This is a genomic window from Aeromonas sp. QDB54, from assembly GCF_027707385.1.
GTDB lineage: Bacteria > Pseudomonadota > Gammaproteobacteria > Enterobacterales > Aeromonadaceae > Aeromonas > Aeromonas hydrophila.
In genome coordinates this window covers 1-19755 of record NZ_JAPCIT010000032.1, presented here as the reverse complement: position 1 = coordinate 19755, position 19755 = coordinate 1, and the positions used below count along the sequence as shown (strand labels likewise).

At 63.0% G+C, this 19755-nt stretch carries 12 protein-coding genes; 8 read left to right on the top strand and 4 right to left on the bottom strand.

Features of this window, described 5'->3' with window-relative positions; all coding sequences use genetic code 11:
• Positions 1-10: 10 nt before the first annotated feature.
• On the bottom strand, positions 11-4900 hold the full coding sequence (locus PG881_RS21665; protein WP_408770885.1) for an alpha-2-macroglobulin family protein: 4890 nt from the start codon (positions 4898-4900) through the stop codon (positions 11-13).
• A gap of 187 nt (positions 4901-5087) precedes the next feature.
• On the bottom strand, positions 5088-6485 hold the full coding sequence (locus PG881_RS21660; RefSeq protein WP_024943695.1) for an amidohydrolase: 1398 nt from the start codon (positions 6483-6485) through the stop codon (positions 5088-5090).
• 806 nt (positions 6486-7291) lie between these two features.
• Here PG881_RS21660 and PG881_RS21655 point away from each other — a divergent pair.
• Genes PG881_RS21655 through PG881_RS21635 form a run of 5 tightly spaced genes read left to right on the top strand, consistent with a single transcriptional unit; the run spans position 7292 to position 12476 of the window.
• Positions 7292-8386, top strand: a complete 1095-nt coding sequence (locus PG881_RS21655; protein ID WP_270802804.1) for an AI-2E family transporter — start codon at positions 7292-7294, stop codon at positions 8384-8386.
• 4 nt (positions 8387-8390) lie between these two features.
• Entirely contained in the window at positions 8391-9911 is a 1521-nt protein-coding gene (locus PG881_RS21650; RefSeq protein WP_270802802.1) for an efflux transporter outer membrane subunit, read from the top strand.
• Positions 9904-11010, top strand: a complete 1107-nt coding sequence (locus PG881_RS21645; protein WP_270802800.1) for an HlyD family secretion protein — start codon at positions 9904-9906, stop codon at positions 11008-11010. The genes PG881_RS21650 and PG881_RS21645 overlap by 8 nt, the downstream gene beginning before the upstream one ends.
• Positions 11011-11017: 7 nt before the next feature.
• The gene (locus PG881_RS21640; protein WP_270802798.1) at positions 11018-12046 is read left to right on the top strand and encodes a hypothetical protein; all 1029 of its coding nucleotides are present in this window, start codon (positions 11018-11020) and stop codon (positions 12044-12046) included.
• 1 nt (position 12047) lies between these two features.
• Positions 12048-12476, top strand: coding sequence for an ion channel (locus tag PG881_RS21635; RefSeq protein ID WP_016350335.1), 429 nt, complete (start codon positions 12048-12050; stop codon positions 12474-12476).
• A gap of 91 nt (positions 12477-12567) precedes the next feature.
• On the opposite strand, the gene PG881_RS21630 is transcribed toward PG881_RS21635, so the two are convergent.
• Positions 12568-14256 carry an FAD-dependent oxidoreductase gene (locus PG881_RS21630; RefSeq protein ID WP_270802796.1) on the bottom strand — a complete coding sequence of 563 codons (1689 nt, stop codon included), beginning with the start codon at positions 14254-14256 and terminating at the stop codon, positions 12568-12570.
• A 134-nt stretch (positions 14257-14390) separates the two neighbouring features.
• On the opposite strand from PG881_RS21630, the gene PG881_RS21625 reads away from it, so the two are divergent.
• The 3 genes from PG881_RS21625 (at position 14391) to PG881_RS21615 (ending at position 18942) form a co-directional block, all read left to right on the top strand.
• Complete coding sequence (locus PG881_RS21625; RefSeq protein WP_270802794.1) at positions 14391-17330, top strand: sensor domain-containing phosphodiesterase; 2940 nt, start codon at positions 14391-14393, stop codon at positions 17328-17330.
• A gap of 65 nt (positions 17331-17395) precedes the next feature.
• Complete coding sequence (gene pflA, locus PG881_RS21620) at positions 17396-18214, top strand: pyruvate formate lyase 1-activating protein (RefSeq protein ID WP_011705579.1); 819 nt, start codon at positions 17396-17398, stop codon at positions 18212-18214.
• An 86-nt stretch (positions 18215-18300) separates the two neighbouring features.
• The gene (locus PG881_RS21615) at positions 18301-18942 is read left to right on the top strand and encodes an energy-coupling factor ABC transporter permease (RefSeq protein ID WP_011705578.1); all 642 of its coding nucleotides are present in this window, start codon (positions 18301-18303) and stop codon (positions 18940-18942) included.
• Positions 18943-19026: 84 nt separating this feature from the next.
• Here the strand turns inward: PG881_RS21615 and PG881_RS21610 are convergent, their stop codons facing one another.
• Positions 19027-19551 (bottom strand): acyloxyacyl hydrolase, encoded by a 525-nt coding sequence (locus PG881_RS21610; RefSeq protein ID WP_025201858.1) that lies wholly within the window; start codon positions 19549-19551, stop codon positions 19027-19029.
• Between the last annotated feature and the right edge of the window lie 204 nt (positions 19552-19755).

The following is a 19755-nucleotide window of genomic DNA, read 5'->3' as shown; positions in this document are numbered from 1 at the left end:
CAAGCGCCAGCTACTCAGAGATAGTTACCTCATGGATATCCTCACCCACAGCCCTAAGCTCGGGCCGGTACATATCCTCCACCTGGGTCGGCGGCACCTGATAGCGACCCGGCGTCACCGCCCGCATCAGGTAAATCAGCTGCTGGTTGCTCCCCTCGCTCAGATCCAGCGCCGCCGTGTAGCGGTCGTCACGAAACTCCTGATGCTTGAGATAGTCGTTCCACTCGCTCTGCCACGCCGGTTTCCCCTCGATGGAGAGCTCTTCGAGCTTGATGCTGTTGCCAAGGGCCGGGTTCTCCAGCTCGAAGCCAGCGGGCACCATCTCCACCAGCAGGGCATCGGGCACTGCCGATTCACTGCTGACGTTGAGCCGCACCACCACCAGATCGCCGACCTTCACCTTGGCGGGATCAAAACGCTGACCGTCGCTGTTGAACCAGCTGCGGGTCACGCTCATCCCCTTGCTGACCCGTGCCGGTGCCTGTTCGGGGTAACCTACCAGAGTGCGCTGCACATAGAGGGAGCCCTTGCCCTCGTTGGTGACGATGCTCGCCGCCAGTGCTTCGGGGGCACCCAGTTGCAACGGGGCCGAACCGCTCAGGGCTCCGCTGCCAAGAGAGGAAGTCACCTTGGCCTGCCAGTCGACGGCCGGATCGAAGCGGGCGAGTCGCAACAAGGCGAGCCGCTCCTGGGTGCTGAGCCACTGACGGTGAGCCAGGGTATCGGCCACCTTGGCACTGAGGGCCGGCCAGCGCTCCGCAGCCAGCTTGTGCTGGCGCAGCAGGGAGAGCTCGAGGGCTTCATCACGCAGCGGTGAACCGTAATCCCCCAGATAGTCGTCCCCGCGCTCGGTCGCCAATGCCCGGCTGAGGGCCTTGGCGGCATTCTGCTCATCCCCCATGACCGAGAGCGCCAGCGAGAGGTGCAAGAGCGGCAAACCGGAACGGGCGTGATCGGCCTGCTGCTCCCAGACAAGGCGCAAGGTAGCGAGTGGGGCCTTACCCACCCGGGCCAGCACATAGGCACTGTAAGCCTGATAGGCAAGACGGCTGTGCTCGGGGGCACTGCTCCAGCGCTCGCCGTACTGGCTGTCGGTGAGATAGCTCTGCAGCCGGTTCAGCGCCTGATTGAGCATCGCCTCCGGCACTGCGTCGCCCGCCTCCTTGCGCGCCAGCAGGTAGTCGGCGGCATAGGCGGTGAGCCACTGCTCCTCGTCGGAGCGACCATCCCACAAACCAAAGCCGCCGCTTGGCAGTTGCAACCGTTGCAGCCGCTGCAGCAGGGCGCGCTGCACATCCGCCTCACTCGCCGCTTGCTTGCCCTCTGCGGGTTTGCTCCAGGCGGCCCGCTCATCCGCCGTGGTCAGCAAGTAAGGCCAGGCACGGGACAAGGTCTGCTCCAGACAGGCGTAGGGGTAGTCAGCCAGCGCCTGCCACTGGGCTGCCGGATCCCAGGGGGGAGTGCCGGAGAGGCTGAGCAGCCCTTGCAGGTTGGCGCGATCCAGACCGGCCAGCTCAGCTGGCGCAAAGCTCATCTGCTGGCCGGGAGCCAGCATCTGGTAGCGCTGGCGAGTCTCGGCCGGCCAGGGGGAGCGCAGCGGCAAAAACCAGTCGCGGCTGATGGCAAAATCCTTGCCGCGGGCCACCAACTGCAGGCTTGCCACGCCGTTCGCCCCAGTCACGGTGAGCGGCAGGGTCAGCCACTGCTCCTCGCCGCTTTTAAGGGAAAGGGTGCCGGGCAGCTCGCCGTGTGCCTTGAGCCCGCCATTGAGAGTCCACACAAGGGAGAGGGTCTGATCCTCACCGCTCATGTTGCGCAGCTGCACCAGCGCCCGGGTCTCATCGCCTCTGGCGCCAAAGCGCGGCCAACCGATCTCGGCCACCAGCGGTGCCACCACCTTGACGGCACGATCGGCCTCACCCACTTGCTGTTCGTTCCAGGCCAGCGCCATCAGCGCCAGCTCGCCGTTGAAGTTGGGCAGATCGAGCGGGATCACCGCCTTGCCGCTCTCATCAAAACTCACCTCGCCGCTCCACAGTGCGGCGATCTCGACCCGGCTCTCCAGCGCGCCGCCCTTTTTCAGCGGCGCCCGATCCCCCCCATAGTTGAGGCGGGCCAACTTGCCATCCTGCGGCGGGATCACCTGGCCATAATTGTCGAACAAATCTTGGGCGAAGCGCTTGCGGCCAAAGAAGATCTCGAATGGGTCGAGGGGCTGGTAGTCGCTGATGTTGAGCACGCCCCGATCCACCGCAGCCAGCACCACGCGGCCCTGACTGTTGGGGGTGGAAGTGGCGGTCACCTCCAGCCGGGTGAGCGGCACCGCTCTATCAGGCGCGCTCAGGGTAAGCGGCAGACGGCGCGCTTCCCGATCCAGGGTGAGCGGCACCAGCCCGACCGAGCGCAGGCTCTGCCCCTGCGGCTTGCCAGCCGGTTTGGAGGCGCTGTCTGGCGCGGCGATCTGGGCAGAAATATGCAAGTCATGGCGCTGCCACTCGGGGCTGACCGGGATCTCGAACTCGCCGCGGGCATCCTTGGCATCGCCACCTGCGCCCTTGAGTTCGATACGCTGCCACCAGCGCAGGCCGTCTCCATCTTCCACCAGCAGCAACCCCTTGCCGGGGCGCGGCGCCACCAGCGTCACTTTGGCCTTGTCACCCGCCTGATAGGCGTGCTTGTCGAGGGTGATGGCAATCTTGTCGGGCCGTGCCTGCTCGCCACCGCCGCCCCAGGCGTAACTGCCTATTTCCACCCGCAGGCTCGATTGATGGCCCTGACTGTTCTCCACCTCCAATCGATACCAGCCCGCCGCCAGTTGCAGCGTGAGCGGGGTCGGCCCCTTGCCATCCAGCTGCAGGGTCTGCTCCTGCTCCAGATAGGGCTGGCTGTTGAACTCGTACTTCCACCCCTCCCCATCGGCGTAGTGCCAATAGTAGTCTCGGTACTCGTTGATAAGGCGCACCTTCACCGCCCCCGCCACCGGCTGACCCTTGTCATCGAGGTTGAGGATCTGGAAGGGGAGCGGCTTGCCCCCCTCTACCCGCTCCGCCACGAAATCGGCCTTGAGCGCCGGCCACTGGCTGCCCGCGGGCCAGCCATACTGGGTGCGGCTGCGATTGACGGCGCGGCCACCAGGCTCAGACAAGGAAACCCGATAGGCCACCTCCAGCGGCCCGAGGGCGCCCCCCCCATCGAGCTCATCAGCTAACGAAAAAGTCCCCTGCCCCTGCGCATCGAGGGTGAGATTGAGAGGCTCGAGATCCTTGGCCTGCTCGGCAAGCAGCACGTCACCCAGAGTGAACTCCTGCCACTGAGTAAAAGGCATGGTGGCGCGGCTGATCTTTACCTCCGCCTTGGCCTTGGTGGCACTCGCCGGCGCACCGTAGAGATAGTCGCCTTGCAGTGGCAACGTCAGGGCGGCGTCCAGATCCATGACTTCCCCATCCGGCCCCTTGCCAAGCTGCAGTTTCAAGCGCTCAGGCAGAAATTCCTCCACCAGAAAAGGCCACTCGAAGCGGCTACCGGCGGCGGTCTTGAGGTTGATGGTCCAGCGCCCGAGCGGCGCATCAATCGGCAGGCGCAAGCCGTAGTGGGCGGCGCCAAGGCTATCGGGCAGCAGCCGCTTTTGTTCGAGCAGCTGGCCGTCCGGCTGTTTCACCTCCAGCTCCACTGCCATCCCCGGCAGCAGCTGGCCATCCTGCCCCTTGAGCAGGATCTCGCTGTCGAGCTGCTCGCCGGGACGATAGAGGTCACGCCCGCTGAACAGATAAAGCTGCTGGGCCTGCCAGGGCTGAGTGCCGAGATCGAAGGTGGAGAGATCGAGCGCCGCACCATCGAGGCGCAGCACTGCCAGATGGTTGCCCTGCTCGGCCAGCAGCAGGCGTGCACCCTGCACCTGATCGAAGCGACGATGGCCCTGCGGATCGGTATTTTGCACCTGCAGCCGGTTGCCCTTCTCGTCGAGCAGGGAGAGCTGCACATCCTTGAGCGGGTCGGCACTGGCCAGGGAGCTCACGAACACCTCCAGCTGATCGCGGTAACGGCGGGCACTGAGCCCCATGTCGCTCACCGCAAAATAGGTGGTCTCCTTGCGCCAGTCGTAGTTGCCAAGGGGCGACATCACCGCAAAGTAGACACCGGCCTCCGTCAGCTGCGGCTCCTTGACGTTGATGAGGCGGGTCTCGCGCCGGTTGGCATCGAGTTCCAGCGCGTAACGGCCGCTGAACACCCGCTTGGCCCGCTTGGTGATCTGCTCAAGCTCCCAGTTGCCCATGCCAGCACCGGGACGATACTCGGCCAGGAAACGGGGCAGATATTCCGCATCGACCCGGAAGAAGTCGATATTGACCTCATCCACATTGACCGCGCTGATGGGCAGGCGTAGCTCGTCGCGCAGCGGCAATACCATGCCACTGGCGGTAAAGGAGGCTCCCGCTTCCAGCGGGCGGGTCTTGAGGGTCCAGCGCTGGGGGGATGGACCCAGCCCCGCCTTGAGGCTCACCTCGTAACTTTTATCGGGCTGCACGTTCGGGAAGTAGAGGGTGCGACCATCGTCGGCCAGGATCCACTCCCCCTGCACCTGCTTGCCTCCCTCACTCACAGAAAGCCAGCTCTGCCAGTTCGCCTTGGGTGCCAAGGGGCCGGAGAAGACCAGCGCCAGCGCCGGGGCATCCCGATATTGACGGGCATTGGCTTGCACGACTGAACTCGGCGCCTCGGCCTCCTGCTGGGCATCAGTTTGCGCGGTCGGCGTATTGGCGACAAGCTTGTCGGGGCCACAGCCGCTCAGCAGCAGCGCAGTGAGCCCCGCCAGCAGCAGGGCCGACCAGCGGCGCCCCGGGGCGGTCATCTGTTGCGGTGAGGAACAAGAGAAGCGAGGGTGAGAGTCGACGCGGCGCATAAATGTCATCCCTGATTGGCTCGCTGCCAGTGCAGCGCAATAGCCAACAGGATAAGGGATCAGGCTCGCTTGACACAAAACTCATTGTCATGTTTGCGACAACACAGGAGGTAACTGCCACGATGACAACAGGGTGCTCTCGCGAGACACCCTGCCTTTATTTACCCGTAGTCAATGCTCAACGCAGCTATTGTGCCGGACCCGCCGATTTGGCCAGTACGCTAAGCGCGGTCGCCGTATTGACCCTGGCCCCGACCGGAATGGCGGCCAGATCCACGAAGAAGTCGGGATTGTGCAACCCATAAGGGAAGGTTTTTCCCTCCGCCCTGGCCTTGGCAAATACCGCGGGCGGTGCCACTCCGATGAATTGATAGGCATAAGGGACATTCATCCCCTTGAAGGCTTCGGCAAAATCTTCTGAGCCCATGGCAGAGGGGAAATCACTGATCACGTTCTGCTCCCCCAGCAGCTGACGCAAGACAGGCGTGACTCGGCTCATCAACTCGGCATCATTGACCACGGCACCGGCACTGCCTTTCATCAGCCGGGTCGGCAACTTGTCATCCGGTACCCCGGCAGCGATGGCGATGCCCCGGTTGACCTCGTCGATACGCCGCAGCAGCAGTTCACGCACTTCGTGGCTGAACCAGCGCAGATTGAGCTTGAGCACGGCACTGGCCGGGATCACGTTGTTGTCACGCCCCGCCTCGATGGCACCCACCGTCAGCACCGCTGGTTGCTGGGGATCGAGATTGCGGCTGATGATGGTCTGATAGGCCAGCACAGCCTGGGCCGCCATCACCACGGGATCCAGCGTCAGCTCGGGGGTCGAACCGTGACCACCTACCCCGTGAAAAGTAATGTCGAGCTGATCGACCCCCGCCATCCGCACTCCCGCCGCGCTGGCCACCAGCCCGGTGGGGCCAGGTACCACGTGGGCACCAAAGGCGTAATCCGGCTTGGGGAAACCGCGCTGCCACAGACCGTCATCCACCATGCTCTGCGCCCCGGTCCCCGGCTCCTCCGCAGGCTGGGCATATACCACCAGGGTACCTGACCAGGCCGGCTTGAGCGCGACCATGGCCTTGGCCATGCCAAGCAACCAGGTGACATGGGCATCGTGACCACAAGCATGCATCACATCGATCTCACTGCCATCTGCCAGGCGTTGTTTGGTCTTGGCGGCATAATCGAACCCAGTCGCCTCCCGTACCTGCAGCGCATCCATGTCAGCCCGATACCAGACCGTCGGACCGTCCCCGTTTCTGAGCACCCCGACCACCCCAGTCTTGGCGATCCCTTCGGTGACGTCGAACCCCAACTCGCGTAACTGCTGACTGACGATACCGGCGGTACGCACCTCCGTGTAGCCAATTTCGGGATGCTGGTGCAAGTCCTTGTAAAGCGCGATCAGACGCTCGCTGTCACTTGCCACTGTATCATTGAGCTGGGTCAGCAGCTGGCTGGAGAGAAGATGAGCCTGCGTCGGCAAACTCTCTCTTGCATTCGTTACCGGCGTGATGGCCGAGGAAAGGGCCAGCATGGCGGCGATGGAGAGCCCCTGGCAACATGTGGATTTGTTCATTCAGATCCCCTTGCATGAGATGAAAACGGGGTGAACCGTCAAGGGCGGAAGACACGTGTAGATGCCAGTGCTGGTAGCCCGCGCCAAGCAACGCCCTGGATGGCGATTGCCAGCATGGCACAGGCAAACAACCTCAGCGAGAAATAAGTTGCGTTCGAGTCGCCACAAGCCGGTTAGTGTTCGCAGTGAGACCTACCCTACCAATGGCGGTATTGTCTTCACGTTGACAGGGTTATAACCACCGCAAGCTGTACCGGGGTTTAATCTGTAACGGCAAACCGGCGGAAAATATGTTTCAAAATATGACAAGCACCGATTTGGTACACATCAACACATGGATGCCGTCAGCATGCTTCCTGTCAATGTCCAACTGTCAACATCGAGCATCTGGCTGCGGACACGTCTTCCTCACCGCTATCTGTGGCAACAGAAATATCCAGCCATGACAGGGCCGCAATATCCGCCATTCTACTGCGCACACTGCCGACGCTATTTTATATAGGCAAATCCGCCCCGTTTTTCGGCCGCAGACTAGACTGGAAACAACTGTTCTCTGGTGCCGCAGGTGATCGGACTCCTTATTATCCAGCCTGATCAGCGCCGGTGAACCAATCGACCAGATATCAATCAGTTAAATATTTATTAAACATAGATTGTCGGCACAACAAATAAACCGGGGGCAACCTCGAAATACCCCCTACACTCTGAATTCAGTCTATTTATTACCGTACAACCCGCTTGCTGGGCAGTCCTTCACGTCAGACAAGCACGGTTGTGTGCTCATCCTTCGTTGGAGTCATACCAGAATGGAAAATAACGATCTGTCCATCGTCGAAAAGCGGTTGGTTGCCCGGTTCCTGGATATGTTCATCAAGTTCGGCCTGATCCTGGTGTTGGGCTCTTTCTGCTTCACCGTGTTCTCCCCCTTCATGAACATGATGTTGTGGGCCCTGATCCTGGCCGTCACTCTCTATCCTCTCCACCAGCGCTTTGCCGTGCGGCTGGGGGGAAAACAGGGGCGGGCCTCCACCCTGCTGGTCTTGCTCGGCATCCTGCTGATCGTGGCCCCCACCGTGGCCATGCTGAGCTCCCTGGGTGACAGCGTCAGCGCCCTGATGGAGCGAATGGACAGCAACACCCTGCAAATCCCGGCACCTTCCGCCGACATCGCCAGCCTCCCGCTGATCGGCACCAAGCTCCACGCCCTCTGGCTGAAGGCATCGGTGGACTTGCCCAGCCTCCTCATCAGCTACAAGCCGCAACTCGGCGATCTCGCCAAACAGGTGGTCGGCATGCTGGCCAGCATGGGGGGTGGACTGCTGGGCTTCGTCGTCTCCTTCATCGTGGCCGGCATCATGATGGCCTGGGGAGCTCCGGGCGCCCTGAGCGCCGATCGCATCGCCATGCGCATCACGGATGAACGCAAGGGATTGTCGCTGACCAAGTTGTGCACCAGCACCATCCGGGCCGTGGCCATGGGGGTCATCGGAGTGGCCTTCATCCAGGCCCTGCTGGCGGGGATCGTCATGATGCTGGCAGGGATCCCGGCGGTCGGCATCTTCTTCGTCCTGGCGCTGATCCTCGGTATCGCCCAGGTGCCCGTGATCCTGGTAACGGGGCCCGCCATCGCCTACATGTGGAGCGCAGGCGATCACGGCACCCTGCTGAACATCTTCTACAGCGTCCTGCTGATCGTCGCCGGCATGGCCGACAACGTGCTCAAACCGCTGCTGCTCGGGCGCGGGGTCGATGCGCCCATGCCGGTAGTATTGCTGGGCGCCCTTGGCGGCATGGCCACCAGCGGCATCCTCGGCATGTTCATCGGGGCCACCCTGCTCTCCATCGGTTATCGCATCTTCATGGCCTGGGTCAACGAAGGTCTGGCTACTGCGGAAAAATAGCCCCATGGCCGCCCAGCGTCATACCATGTGTCCTCTGCTCACGGGGGGCGCATGCCTGCTGTTGAGTGCCTGCACCCTGCTTGGCCCTGACTATCAGGCGCCCCGCGTCGAGGAGATGGCCGGCTGGCACCCCGTCAGCACAGGCCAGCAGGTATCTTCGGCCACCGACTATCGCCAGTGGTGGACCCGGTTGCACGACCCCGTGCTGAGCACGCTGGTGGAAGAGGCGTTTATCAAGAACCCGGATGTGCGAATAGCGGGGTTGCGGATCCTCGAGGCCCGGGCCCAGCTCGGCATCGCCGAGAGCCTGCTCGGCCCCCAGGCCACCATCGGCACCGCCGAGCTGCTGCAGGCGGGCCAGACCCGCAACGGCCACAGCAGCTCGGGTAGCAGCTATGGCGCCGGCTTCAACCTCGGTTGGGAACTCGACTTCTGGGGCAAGTTCCAGCGCGGGATCGAGGCGGCGAATGCCAACTACTTCGCCACCCTGGCGCAATATGATGACATCCAGGTCCTGCTGGCGGCCCAGGTGGCCCAGCTCTATGTGAGCATTCGCACCGTCGAGGCCAGACTGCAGATCGCTCGCGAGAATGCCCGCATCCAGCAGCGCAGCCTGGAGATCACCGAGCGGCTGTTCAAGAGCGGCAACAGCGCCGAACTGGACGTGCAGCAGGCCAAGACCCAGTACCTGGGCACCCTCTCCGGCATTCCGCAGCTCGAAACCAGCCTGCGCCAGAGCCAGAATGCTCTTTCGACCCTGCTCGCCAGAGCCCCAGGGCCCCTGCCCGAGATGAATGCCGATACCGGCAAGATCCCCCGGGGCGAGCTGACGCTGGTCACCGAACTGCCGGCCGATCTGCTGCGCCGTCGCCCCGATGTGCGGGTGGCGGAGCGACAGCTGGCCGCCCAGTCGGCACTGATCGGCGTGGCCGAGAGCGAACTCTACCCCTCCATTACCCTGCTCGGTACTCTGGGCATCAGCGCCACCAGCGGGGAGAGCGGCACCTTCTCCTGGGCCGCCGGGCCATCGCTGAGCTGGAACCTGCTCGATCAGGGGCGGCTCGGCAACCAGATCCTGGTGCAGGACGCCCGCTTCCAGCAGTTGCACGAACGCTATCGCGACAGCGTGTTCAAGGCGGCACGCGAGGTGGACGACGCGGCCGTGGCCTACGCCAACGGCCAGGACGAGATCGCCCTGTTGACCCAGACCGGCGAGGCCGCCCGCCGCTCCCTCAACATCGCCAACACCCAGTATCGCGAGGGGATGGCGGACTTCCAGCGGGTACTCGACTCCCAGCGCGCCCTGTTCAATCAGCAAGAGCGGCTGGTCAACAGCCGTGGCGCCCGGATGCGCGATCTCATCACCCTCTACAAGGCACTGGGTGGCGGTTGGGAACAGGGGCGAGAACGTCCTCTGGTCACCCCGGCAGTGGAAGCCCGCTTGCGCCAGCGCGCCGACTGGGCCCCGCTGCTCGACGCCGCCCACCCCTCATCCTCTGCCCGACAGGTAACCTCGAATGACTGACAGCTCCGCTTCCCCCGGCCAGGCCAGCCGCCGCGCCACGCTCGGCTTGCTGGTACTCATCCTCCTGCTGCTCATCTGGTATCTGCTGGCTGACCGGCTGACCCCCTACAGCTCCCATGCTCGCGTGCAGGCCTTCGTGGTTCCCGTCGCCGCCGAGGTATCCGGCCAGATCAAGCAGGTATATGTACGCGACAATCAGGACGTGGAAGCCGGCGCCCCCTTGTTCGAGATCGATGCCGAGCCCTATGACATCGCGCTGGCCAAGGCGCGCTCCGACTACCAGACGGTGTTGAGCGGCGTCAAAGCAAATAGCGAAGGGGTCAAGGCGGCCGAAGCGGCCCTGATGGCCATGCGTGCCGCCTACGACAACGCGGCCAAGGACGCCGAACGGCAGGAGCGGCTCTATCGGGAAGATCCGGGCGCCATCTCGGTGCGTCGCCTCGAGGTGGCCCAGGCCAGCCGCGAGACGGCCAGGAGCCAGGTGGCGGCAGCCCAGGCCGACGTGCGCCGCGCCATCGAGGCCGCCGGGGCGAGCGGCGATCACAACTCCCAGCTGCTCAGCGCCCGTGCGGCGGTACACAAGGCCGAGCTGGATCGCCAGAACACCCGGGTAGTGGCACCGGGCCGCGGTCTCATCACGGATCTTCACACGGATGCAGGCCAGTTCATCGGTGCCGGTGCCCCGGCCATGACCCTGATCGCCATCCACGACGTCTGGGTGTCGGCGGATCTGACGGAGAACAACCTCGGCAACATTCACGCCGGTGACAGGGTCGCCATCCTGCTCGACAGCCTGCCCGGCCGCCTGTTCGAGGGGGAGGTGCGCAGCATCGGCTACGGGGTGAGCGACGGCAAGAGTCAACCGGCGGGCACCTTGCCAAGCGTGGACAACAACCGCGACTGGCTGCGCCAGGCTCAGCGCTTCCCGGTCAAGATCGCCTTCAAGGCCGCTGACTTACCCCCGGTCGAGGCGCTGCGGGTCGGCGGTCAGGCCGACGTGCTGGTCTATACCAGTGGCAGCGCCGGCGGCAGCTGGGTGATGAACCAGCTGGGCTCGCTCCATATCCGGCTGATGAGCCTCTGCTCCTTCCTCTACTGAGGCACCCATGCATAACGCCGACAGGACAGTACTGCGCATTGGCACCGGCATCGCACTGGCAACCCTGATCTGCTATGGGCTGGCGCTGCCCATGCCCCACCTCGGGGTCATCATGGCCTGGGTGGTGCTGTGTCGCCCCGGCGAGCCGCTCAGCCTTGGCAAAGGGTTGCTGGGTGGCGCCCTGCTGCTGGCCGTGATGGTCGGCGGCGTGTTGCTGGTGCCCCTGCTGACCCACTATGCGCTGGCGGCAGTGCTGATCGTCGCACTGCTGCTCCATGGTCTGATGCAACAGGCGCTGACGGGCAAGGGAGCGGCCGCCATGCTGCTCATCATGGCCATCACAGTGATCCCGGTGGCCGGCCTCATCGAGCAGGCGCTTGCCATCGCCCTTGCCCAGCTGATGGCGCTGGGGATCCTGATAGGCACCCTGGTCAACCGGCTGGCCCACAGCCTGTTCCCGCCCCAGCCGGTGGCGGGAGCCCAGACCAGGGCCACGCCTCAGCGCCCCGAACATCCCGAGCGACTCGCGCTACGGGCCGTGGCCATCGTGCTGCCGGTGTGGCTGCTGGCGCTCGGCAATCCGGCCTTCTATATCCCGGCAGTGATGAAGACGGTGATGCTGGCCCAGCAGAGCAGCTCGCTCACTGCCAAAGAGGCAGGCAAGGAGCTGGTGCTGTCGACACTGACGGGCGCCCTGCTGGCGTTCCTGCTCTGGCAGGGGCTCGGTCTCTGGCCCTCGCTGTTGATGCTGGTGCTGCTGCTGGCCCTGATGACCCTCTGGCTGGCACGACGGCTGGTGCGGCTGGTGCCAAGTCGCTTTCCACCCTCGTTCTGGAGCAACGCCTGGATCACTGCGCTGATCCTGTTTGGTCCGGCGATCGAGGACAGTGCCACCGGCAAGGATGTCTGGCTGGCAGCCGCCATGCGCTGCGGCCTCTATCTGTTGGTGGCCGGCTACGGCTGGCTCTGTATCTGGCTGCTTGAACAGTGCTGGCCCATCGGCCGGCCACTGGCACAAGCATCGATAGGAGAGTGATATGTTTTCCATTTTTCTGGTCGGTATCCCGGTGATCCTGGCCAACATGCTGCTGCAATCCCTGATGTCCGTCTGGTGCATCCGCTTCTACGTCAAGCGGTTCAGCGAGCGGGAAGGCATGCTGGCCGGGGTGCTGGCGCTGTTTGGCATCATCACCCTGGTGATGCTGGGCAACCTGGTGCAGATTGGCATCTGGGGCGCCCTGTTCCTGTGGCTGGGTGAGTTCAACACGCTGCAGGAGGCCGTCTATCACTCGGGTGTCAATTTCGCCACCCTGGGCTATGGCGACATCGTCATGAGTGCGCAGTGGAAGCTGCTTGGGCCGCTCGAGGCGGTCAATGGCGCCCTGATGATAGGCCTCTCCGGTGCCTGCATGCTGGCGATCCTGCAACACCATGTTCGCAAGCAACTGGGCAACACGCCGCACTAGCCATCCATCCGTTAAGCAATGAAAACAAAAAGGCCACTCTCTGGAGTGGCCTTTGGCTGGCATTGCCCCTGATACAAAGCTCGGGCCAACGCTATTCGGCGGTGGCCATCTGCCAGGTCTTGAAGCCACCGGAGAGGTTCTTGACCTTGAAGCCATGCTGGCTCAGCAGGCGACAGGCCACGTGACCGCGCAAGCCCACCTGGCAGCTGATGAGCAGCTCTTTATCCTTGGGCAGCTCATGGAGGCGGCCGCGCAGCTCATCGAGGGGGATATGCAGGGCGCCCGGGATGCGACCCAGCTTGTCGAGTTCAGGGCCATTGCGCACGTCCAGCACCTGCTGATGAGGGTGACGGGCCTCTACCTCGGCTGCGTGGCAGAGCAGGGTGTCCCCCTTCAAGTGGTTGCTGGCCACGAAGCCGGCCATGTTGATCACGTCCTTGGCCGAGCCGAAGGGCGGTGCATAGGTGAGCTCCAGATCCTGCAGATCAAACACGGTGAGACCGGCGCGCTGGGCCACCGCCAGCACGTCGATGCGCTTGTCGACCCCGTCCTTGCCGATGGCCTGGGCACCATAAATCTTGCCATCGGGGGCAAACAGCAGCTTGAGGCTGACCGGGTGGGCGCCGGGGTAGTAACCGGCGTGGCTGCCAGGGTGGACATAAGCCTTCTCGAACGGCAGCCCCAACTGTATCAGCCGCTTCTCGCTCAGGCCGGTGCTGGCTACCGCCAGATCGAACAGCTTGCAGATGGCGGTGCCCTGAGTCTTCTTGTAGGTTTCGCTTCGGCCCAGCATGTTGTCGGCAGCGATGCGCCCCTGCCGGTTGGCAGGGCCCGCCAGCGGGATCAGCACAGATTCGCCGGTGACGAAGTCGGTCTCCTCCACCGCATCCCCCACCGCATAGATGAAGGGATCCGAGCTGCGCATGGCGGCGTCCACCTTGATGCCGCCACGGGGCCCCAGCTCCAGCCCCGCCTTGGCGGCGAGCAGAGTCTCGGGCTTGACGCCGATGGCGAGGATCAGCAGGCCGGTATCGAGCCGGGTGCCGTCACTCAGGGTCAGCCGCAGCCCGCCCCGTTGCTCAGTGGCCACCGCCGAGGTCTTCTCGGCAGGCACATCCAGGCTCTCGATGGCCGAGAGGCCGGTATGCAGGCGTAGATCGATCCCCTCCTCCCGGATACGGGCATGGAGCATCTTGGCCATCTCTTTATCCACCGGCGCCATCACCTGATCGGAGAGCTCCAGCAGGGTGACCGCCAGCTTGCGCTGGTGCAGCGCCTCCATCATCTCCAGCCCGATAAAACCGCCCCCCACCACGGTGACGTGGCGCGGCTGATCGTGCGCCAGCGCCGCCAGAATGCGATCCATGTCGGGAATATTGCGCAAGGTGTGCACACCCGGGCTGTCGATACCGGGGAACGGAGGCCGAATGGGGGCCGCGCCCGGGCTCAGCAGCAGCACGTCATAGGCTTCACGGCGCTCTTCGCCGGTCAGCAGGTTGCGCACCAGCAGGCTCTTGCCGGCCTTGTCTATTTCGATGACGTCGTGAAAGACCCGCACATCCACGTTGAAACGGCGTTTGAAGCTCTGGGGGGTCTGCAACAGCAGGGCATCCCGGTTGGGGATGTCACCACCGATGTGATAAGGCAGCCCGCAGTTGGCGAAGCTGACGAACTCGCCCCGCTCGAACATCACAATTTCCGCTTCTTCGCTCAGACGGCGGGCTCTGGCCGCCGCAGAGGCACCACCGGCCACACCGCCTACAATCAGGATCCGTTTCATCAGCAAGACTCCAGTCAACGACAGATTGCCATTAAATTAGTATTTTCTAATTTAGAATTCAATGAAATTTTGTTTGTACCGATTTTGCAGTATTCTTGCCACCCGACAGTCGTTCAACAGGATGTTATCAGTTCATGTCGTCAACCGCGCTCAGTCACCTTTCTTCTGCCAGCCAGACACCGCTGTTCTTTCGTCTGGACGTGCGCAGCCAGCGGCTGGTCGCCCTGACCGATGTGATGCAAACCCCGCTCTACTGGCTTGACGAGCCCAGAGGCCCCTGGCCGGCCCAGTTGCCGGATGCGCTGCGCCTGCCCATCGAGCAGGCGCTCACCAGCGGCCAGGGCGGCAAGCTGGTGCTGCGCTTTGCCGGCCAGCAGTGGCATGTCGCCCTCTCCCACGAACAAGATGCCTTCTGGCTCATCTGCCTGCAGACCCTGCGCCAGGAGCCGGTGGCCGATCTGGCGCTGCACCTGCCGCGTCTGAGCCAGATGGCGAGCCAGCAGCAGTTTGCCGCCATGCTGGAGACCCTCAAGGAGAGCCTGGGGGCCGATCGCCTGATCCTCTGGCACTATCAGGCCAACGGGCCCCTCGGCAGCGAGCAACTGACCCCGGTCTTCACCCTGGGGGCCGACGAAGTGGCCCCCATTCGCGGCGACAGCCGCTACATCCGCGCCCTGCGCACCCGCAAGTCCCTGAGCTTTTCGGAGGCGGCGCACCAGCCCATGCTGAGCCAGCACTACTACCTAGCCAATGCGGGGGTAAGCTCGCGCCTGGACGGCGCGTTGCTGGAGCAGGAAAAACTCATCGGCGTACTGAGCCTTGAATACCTCAACGCCACCCCGCTCAGCGAGGAGATGCTGCAACTGGTACGGCACAGCGCCCAGCTACTCGGCCACTGGCAACCGCTCCCCGAACCTGTGCACAACCCAGTGCTGGCCCTGCCGGCCGAGCTCACCCTGCTGACCGGCATCGCCTATTGCCGCGCCCTGGTGCGCTGGGGCATGAGCGTCAGTGGCGCCCGCATCGGCTGGATCGGCGAGTACCAGCCCCGCGGCCAGGAGCTGTGGATGATCCCGCGCTGCGTGCTGGAGGGGGAGACCTTCTCGGTGCTCAAACCCATCCAGATGGACCCGGGCCCCGGCCAGGAGCTGTTCCAGCACGGCCAGGCGGTCTATGTGGAAGACCTGCCCCTGCGCTATCCTCAGGCCAGCCAGCTGCTGGCACTCAATGCCCCCGTCTATGTCGGCATTCCGCTGCACGGCCAGCACGGTGCCCCCATAGGCCAGCTCACCCTGCTGCTCGACACGCCGCTGGCGGACCCCATGCCACTGCTCGATGCCCTCAGCAGCCAGCACGAGCGGGCAGCCGTCGAACTACAGCGCTTGGCCGCCGACGAAGCCTTGCGGCTGGCCGAGGTGGCTTTCAATACCCACGACGGCCTGCTGGTGATGGATCACAAGGGGATCATCCTCAAGGTCAACAACTCCTTTACCCGCATCACCGGCTTTGCCGACGATGAGATGATCGGCCAGCATATCGTCCGGCTCAGGCCCACCTACTATGGCGATCACCTGAAACAGGATGTGCGCCAGGCGGTGGTGGCCCAGGAGTTCTGGATGGGGGAAGAGCGCTGCCTGCACAAGGATGGCCACCTGTTCCCGGTGCGGTTGATGGTGAGCGGGGTGCAGGACGAGCACGGCGAGATCAGCCACTACGTCTGCAGCTTCTACGACATCAGCAAGGAGAAGGAGGCGGCACGCCACATCGAGCAGCTCGCCTACTACGACGATCTGTGCGGCCTCTACAACCGCCGCAGCCTCAACGACATCATGCAGCGCACTCTGCAGGAGGCCAGCGGCCAGTGGGGCGCCCTGCTGCTGGTGGATCTGGACAACTTCAAGTCGATCAACGACTCCCTCGGCCATGCCTGCGGCGATCTGCTGCTGCAGGCAGTGGTGGAGCGGCTCAAGGGGCTGCCGCAGGACAACCTGGTGCTGGCCCGCATCTCGGGTGACGAATTCGCCCTGCTGTTCACCGCCCTGGGTCAGGGCTATGTCACCGCCAAGATCCTCGCCGAGCACTTCGCCCGCGAGCTGATGGGGCTGTTTCGCATTCCGTTCGACATCGAGGATCACAAGCTGCACTGCAGCGCTTCAGTGGGGATCAGCCTCTTCTCCAGCGAGGACAAGGATCACCTGGTGCTGATGCAGCAGGCCGACACCGCCACCCACATGGCCAAGCGATCCGGCCAGGGCAACTATGTGTTCTTCAGCGAGGCGATGGCCGAGAAAGAGAAGAGCAAGCTCGCGCTCAACAACCAGCTACGCGACGCCCTGCGCCACCACGAGCTGCAACTGCACTATCAGCCGCAATACCGGGTCGACAACGGCGCACTGTCCGGCATCGAGGCGCTGCTGCGCTGGCAGCGCAGCGACGGCAGCATGGTGCCGCCGGCGGAGTTCATCCCCATTGCCGAAGAGACCAGCCTCATCCAGGACATCGGCTACTGGGTGATGAAGACCGCCTGCGCCCAGTACAGCTTCTGGCTCAATCGCGGGCTGGCCATTCCCCACCTGTCGGTCAACGTCAGTGCCCGCCAGTTCCACACCGTCGGCTTCGTGCAGCAGGTGGAATACATACTGCGCGATACCGGGGTGCCCCCCTCCCGCCTGCTGCTGGAGGTGACCGAATCCGTGGTGCTGGAGAACCGGCTGGAGAGCATCGCCAGAATGCGCCAGCTCAAGGAGCTCGGCATCCTGCTCTCCATCGATGATTTTGGCACCGGCTACTCGTCGCTCGCCTACCTGCGCGACCTGCCGGCGGACGAGGTTAAGCTTGACCGAAGCTTCATTCAGACCCTGGTACACAGCGAACAGGACAAGGCCATCGTCAAGGCGATCCTGGAACTGGCCAAGGTTTTTCGTTTTACCGTCACCGCCGAAGGGGTGGAGGATGAAGAGCAGCTCGCCATCCTCAAATCCCTCGGATGCCAGCATTATCAAGGCTTCCTGACCAGCCGGCCGCTCACCGCCAAAGCCCTCGAGAGCCTGCTGGGTGCCCCGGTACCGGGCTAAACATGTAGGATTTATAGGGCTTTATGTAATAAAATAACGGCCTGCTCGAATCATTGGAGTCGTCTATGTCTGTCATTAATCGGATCCCCGCTGTCGAAGTCAGCGCCACCGCCGCTGAAACCAGTGTGACCGCCGATGCATCCGGAGTCATTGGCCGGATCCATTCCGTTGAAACCTGCGGCACCGTCGATGGCCCCGGAATACGCTTCATCGTGTTCATGCAGGGCTGCCTGATGCGCTGCAAGTACTGCCACAACCGCGACACCTGGGACACCCAGGGCGGCCGCGAGGTGACAGTGCCGGAGTTGATGAGCGACATCACCAGCTATCGTCACTTCATGAATGCCTCGGGCGGCGGCGTCACCGCCTCCGGTGGCGAAGCCATGCTGCAGCAAAATTTCATCGCCGAACTGTTCGCCGCCTGCAAGGAGAAGGGCATCCACACCTGCCTCGACACCAACGGCTTCGTGCGCCACTACGACGAGCAGCTCGACAAGGTGCTCGACAATACCGATCTGGTGCTGCTCGACATCAAGCAGATCAACGACGACAAGCACATTCCGCTGACCCATGTCAGCAACAAGTACACCCTGGAGTTTGCCCGCTATCTGGCCGCCAAGGGCAAGACCATGTGGATCCGCTACGTGGTGGTACCGACCTGGTCGGACGACGACGAGAGTGCCGAAGGGCTCGGCCAGTTCATCGCCGAACTGGGCGAGTGCGTCGAGAAAGTGGAGCTGCTGCCCTACCACGAACTTGGCAAGCACAAGTGGGACGTACTGGGTGACACCTATGATCTCAACGGGATCAAACCGCCCAGCAAGGAGACCATGGACCGCGTCCAGGGCATCCTCGCCAAGTACCACAACAACGTCAAATACTGATAGCTCAGGGGCTGGCCGGGAAAACGCCAGCCCCTTTCACATCGGGCTTCGCCCATCTGCATGCCGTCACCGGACAAGGATCTGCCATGAGTGAAGGACAAGCCGCCGCCCTGCTGCTCTGGGTACTGCTGCTCATATTCAGCCTGCGCGGCACCTTGCTGCGCACCCTCTACCACAATCCTCTCTATCAGCATCTCTGCCTCGGCGGCGCCATCGTGCTGGTGCCGCTCTGGACCCTGCGGGCCGGCCTGCACGAGGGACTGGACGTGCACTTTCTCGGCCTCACCAGCCTGACCCTGCTGCTGGGCTGGCGTCTCGCCCTGCTCGCCCCCTGCCTCACCCTGCTGGTGCTCAGCTATTTTGGCGTCATCCCGCTGGCCGAGATCGGCTGGCAGGCCCTCATCGGCGTGGCCCTGCCGGTCGCCACCACCTGGCTGCTGTTTCTGGCCAGCTGGGCCTGGCTGCCGCGCCACCTGTTCGTCTACCTGTTCGTGGTGGCCTTTCTTGGCGGCGCCCTCTCCATCTCGGTCAAGGTGGTGGCCAGCGCCCTCCTGATGGGTCTTAGCGACACTTACCCCTGGTACACCATCAGCGCCGACTACCTCTCCATCTGGCCACTGCTGCTCTTCCCCGAAGCCCTGCTCAACGGCATGACCATGACCCTGCTCGCCATCTACCGCCCCCACTGGGTCAACACCTTCTTCGACCGGGAATATCTGGGCCGCTGATCTAGATGTTAGGCTTGATGAACACCCGCAAAGCAAAAGCCCCTGAGGAGAGGGGCTTGGCTCATGCAATGCAGTAAGGAATAGCTAGAAGCGATATTCAATGTGGATGGAGTGACTATCCAGACCCGGGTTCTGCTCATACATGTTGGCGTTGGACATGTGCTCATATTGATAGCCAATCAGCCAGTTTGAAGTCAGTGCATAGCCAAGACCAATACCACTTGAAAACTGGAACGGCCCACCGTAGTCCTTGAAGCCATTGCCGCGGTGGCCGAATTCATGCTCCGCTAGCCAGAGCACTTCAACCGGGATCCAGACCACCCAGTTGCCCCACAGGCACTCAGCCCTGGCACCAGTTCCGAGTCTGGCTGTGCTGTCATCTCCTACCTTCAACATACCACCCCGAGCCCCCAGACCAAGCTGACAGCCTGTGTCGCCCCAACGCCAGAACATATGATGAAATTTCACGTCAGCAGTAAAGATGTCGAGCTTCTCGCTCTCGGCAGGTGTACCCAATTGCAGTGCAACAATATCGTCATTGGCGATTGCCCCTGAACTCGCGACCAACGAAGCCAGCAGTCCTGAGAGCAAGAGAGTGTTAGCGTCCATGTCCCCTCCTACATCCTTGTTATCTATGGTGCCATCCGAACGGGCACATATCAGGAATAGTCAGCGGGATGGGGACTTGTCAACGCGATGGATAAAACTAAAAAAATCATCATTTCAGGATAAATAGTCTAGGGAAGGTGCGAACAAGTCCCTGATATGAGATCATGTTTGTCATCTGGAGCCATGGAACAGGGTTCATCATGA

What these genes read in the sequence shown, in the direction of transcription:
- PG881_RS21665 (WP_408770885.1), bottom strand. Translation starts at nt 4,900, where the DNA reads ATGCGCCGCGTCGACTCTCACCCTCGCTTCTCTTGTTCCTCACCGCAA.
- PG881_RS21660 (WP_024943695.1), bottom strand. Translation starts at nt 6,485, where the DNA reads ATGAACAAATCCACATGTTGCCAGGGGCTCTCCATCGCCGCCATGCTG.
- PG881_RS21655 (WP_270802804.1), top strand. Translation starts at nt 7,292, where the DNA reads ATGGAAAATAACGATCTGTCCATCGTCGAAAAGCGGTTGGTTGCCCGG.
- PG881_RS21650 (WP_270802802.1), top strand. Translation starts at nt 8,391, where the DNA reads ATGGCCGCCCAGCGTCATACCATGTGTCCTCTGCTCACGGGGGGCGCA.
- PG881_RS21645 (WP_270802800.1), top strand. Translation starts at nt 9,904, where the DNA reads ATGACTGACAGCTCCGCTTCCCCCGGCCAGGCCAGCCGCCGCGCCACG.
- PG881_RS21640 (WP_270802798.1), top strand. Translation starts at nt 11,018, where the DNA reads ATGCATAACGCCGACAGGACAGTACTGCGCATTGGCACCGGCATCGCA.
- PG881_RS21635 (WP_016350335.1), top strand. Translation starts at nt 12,048, where the DNA reads ATGTTTTCCATTTTTCTGGTCGGTATCCCGGTGATCCTGGCCAACATG.
- PG881_RS21630 (WP_270802796.1), bottom strand. Translation starts at nt 14,256, where the DNA reads ATGAAACGGATCCTGATTGTAGGCGGTGTGGCCGGTGGTGCCTCTGCG.
- PG881_RS21625 (WP_270802794.1), top strand. Translation starts at nt 14,391, where the DNA reads ATGTCGTCAACCGCGCTCAGTCACCTTTCTTCTGCCAGCCAGACACCG.
- pflA (WP_011705579.1), top strand. Translation starts at nt 17,396, where the DNA reads ATGTCTGTCATTAATCGGATCCCCGCTGTCGAAGTCAGCGCCACCGCC.
- PG881_RS21615 (WP_011705578.1), top strand. Translation starts at nt 18,301, where the DNA reads ATGAGTGAAGGACAAGCCGCCGCCCTGCTGCTCTGGGTACTGCTGCTC.
- PG881_RS21610 (WP_025201858.1), bottom strand. Translation starts at nt 19,551, where the DNA reads ATGGACGCTAACACTCTCTTGCTCTCAGGACTGCTGGCTTCGTTGGTC.